Raw genomic sequence first — 222 nt, 5'->3', positions numbered from 1 at the left:
AGGTCATACTGGTTGTAGAGCGCCGGGCGCGGGCCGATGATGCTCATCTGGCCGGCCAGAATGTTGTAAATCTGCGGCAATTCGTCCAGGCTGGTTTTGCGAAGGAATGCGCCGTGTAGGGCGGGGGAAAAAGCACTTTAATATCCTCAAGTTCCGCACCATGCGCGGGGATACGCCCCACGATGTGCCCACCCACTTGCTGAAAAACGCCGACAGCTATAT

The 222-nt window shown here is 56.8% G+C and carries 2 pseudogenes; one reads left to right on the top strand and one right to left on the bottom strand.

The features are described from left to right. Positions 1 to 113: pseudogene (locus H6B10_RS16745) on the bottom strand (sugar transferase); the annotation flags it as partial. On the opposite strand from H6B10_RS16745, the pseudogene H6B10_RS16740 reads away from it, so the two are divergent. After that, a pseudogene (locus H6B10_RS16740) lies at positions 110 to 222 on the top strand (sugar transferase); the annotation flags it as partial. The pseudogenes H6B10_RS16745 and H6B10_RS16740 overlap by 4 nt on opposite strands.

The organism is Gemmiger formicilis (assembly GCF_016901605.1).
Lineage (GTDB): Bacteria > Bacillota > Clostridia > Oscillospirales > Ruminococcaceae > Gemmiger > Gemmiger formicilis_B.
This window is presented reverse-complemented; position numbering and strand designations above follow the sequence as displayed.